This is a genomic window from Acidovorax delafieldii 2AN, assembly GCF_000175235.1.
In the GTDB taxonomy this organism is placed as follows: Bacteria; Pseudomonadota; Gammaproteobacteria; order Burkholderiales; family Burkholderiaceae_C; genus Acidovorax; species Acidovorax delafieldii_B.
Map to the genome: position 1 here is coordinate 1 of NZ_ACQT01000413.1, position 2,115 is coordinate 2,115.

Annotated in this window: 2 protein-coding genes; both read left to right on the forward strand. The window is 70.8% G+C overall.

The window, feature by feature from the left end; genetic code table 11:
• The coding region (locus ACDELDRAFT_RS21675) for a metallophosphoesterase family protein (RefSeq protein ID WP_005800648.1) at positions 1 to 502 on the forward strand (502 nt) is incomplete at its 5' end.
• Positions 499 to 1,935, forward strand: a complete 1,437-nt coding sequence (locus tag ACDELDRAFT_RS21680; RefSeq protein WP_005800649.1) for a serine/threonine protein kinase — start codon at positions 499 to 501, stop codon at positions 1,933 to 1,935. The genes ACDELDRAFT_RS21675 and ACDELDRAFT_RS21680, both read left to right, overlap by 4 nt.
• Positions 1,936 to 2,115: the final 180 nt, after the last annotated feature.

The following is a 2,115-nucleotide window of genomic DNA, read 5'->3' on the forward strand; positions in this document are numbered from 1 at the left end:
CGACTGGACCCACGACCAGCTTACCCCGCCCGAGCGCGCGTTTCTCGCGTCCCGCCCCCTGATCGCCGAGGTGGGCGGCGTCCTGCTGGTACACGCCAGCGCCGACGCCCCCGAGCGCTGGCGCTATGTCGACAACGAAGCCGTGGCGGGCCAGTGCCTGGACGCCGCCGTACAGCGCCCCGGCATCCGCCACGTGTTTTGCGGCCATGTGCACCAGCAGACGCTGTACTACCGCGGCGCAGGTCGGGGACTGATGCGCTTTGCCCCGCAGCCTGGGGTGGCCATTCCCGTACCCAGGCACCGCGAATGGGTGGCCACCATCGGCTCGGTGGGCCAGCCGCGCGACGGCGACCCGCGCGCCATGTACGCCCTGCTCGACACCGATGCCTGGCTACTGCGCTTCGAGCGTGTGCCCTACGACCACGCCGCCGCAGCAGCAGCGATCCGCGCCACGGGCGCCATGCCCGACTATTTCGCCCAGCGACTGGAGGCCGGCCGATGAAGCTGCTTGAACCAGGCACCGAAGTCGACGGTTTCACCGTGCTCGAGTGCATACATTCGGGCGGCATGGCCCACATCTATCGCGTGGAATATGCGGTGGGTGCGCCGAACCCGGGCTTTCCGCTGGCCATGAAGATCCCCCGCATGACGGCGGGCGACGGAGCCGAGAACATCGTCAGCTTCGAGGTCGAGTTGCAGATCCTGCCCACCCTCACGGGCCCCCATGTGCCGCGCTTCGTGGCGGCGGGCGACCTCGACCGCATCCCCTACCTGGTCATGGAATACCTGACGGGCCCCACCCTGCAGCACTGGATCGACGCACCTCAGCGACCGGATGTGGCCACCATCGCCCGCCTGGGGGCCGCCATGGGGCATGCCGCCCACAGCCTGCACCAGCAGAACGTGTGCCATCTCGACCTCAAACCCGGCAACGTGCTGTTCACGCGCGACGACCACGCCATGCTGCTGGACTTCGGCCTGTCGTGCCACGCGCATTACCCCGACTTGCTGGCCGAAGAACTGCGCCGCGCCGTGGGCTCGCCGGCCTGGATCGCGCCCGAACAGGTGGTGGGGGTGCGCGGCGACCCGCGCAGCGACATCTTCGCCATTGGCGTCATGCTCTACGAACTTGCCACGGGCGAACTGCCCTTCGGCGCCCCGACCACGCAGGGCGGCCTGCGCCAACGCCTGTGGATGTCGCCCGCGCCGCCGCGCCAGCACCGCCCCGACCTGCCCGAATGGCTGCAGGAGATCATCCTGCGCTGCCTCGAACCCGAGGCCGCCAAGCGCCACCCCTCGGCCGCCCACCTGGCGTTCGACCTGGCCAACCCGGGGCAGGTGCAGATCACCCAGCGCGGCCAGCGCACACGCGGCCCGCGCCTGCGCACGCACTTCAAGCGCTGGATCAAGGCGGCCGGCATGCACTACCAGCCCAGCCCGCTGCCCACGCGCCAGATCGAGGAAGTGCCCATCGTGATGGTGGCCGTGCCGCACGAGGACGTGCAGGACGCCACGCTCTACTCGCTGCGCCAGGCCGTGGCCCGCTCGCTCGGCATCCGCCCCGGCGCGCGGCTGGCCTGCGTAACCGTGATCTCACCCTCGGCCAGCAGCAGCACCGATGCCGAGCGCAGCGAAACCGCCCTGCACCGCCAGCACGCCACGCGCCTGCGGCAGTGGGCCGAGGGGCTCGATCTGTCGGGCCACAGCGTGAGCTACCACGTGCTCGAAGCAGGCGACGTGGCCCAGGCACTGGTGCGCTACGCCGAGGGCAACCAGGTCAGCATGATGATCCTGGGCGCGGCCACGCACGGGCTGCAGACGCAGCGCTTCATCGCCACCGTGCCCATGCGCGTGGCGCGCGACGCGCCCTGCACCGTCATCCTCGTCAAGCAGGCACTGCCGTTCGCCCAGCTGGCGCGCGAATACAGCGAATGAGCACGCGCTCGTGGCGCCGCCCTGAGGGCCTGGCCTGATCCGGTTTGCCCGCGGTGGTGACCGCCCCGCAGGATGCCCAAGCGCGCGATGAACCCGGCCAGCACTCGGCCCGCATCGCGCCACCGGCACGCTGGGGCAGAACCGGATCACGCAGCACGGCCATCCACGCCACCGCCCGGG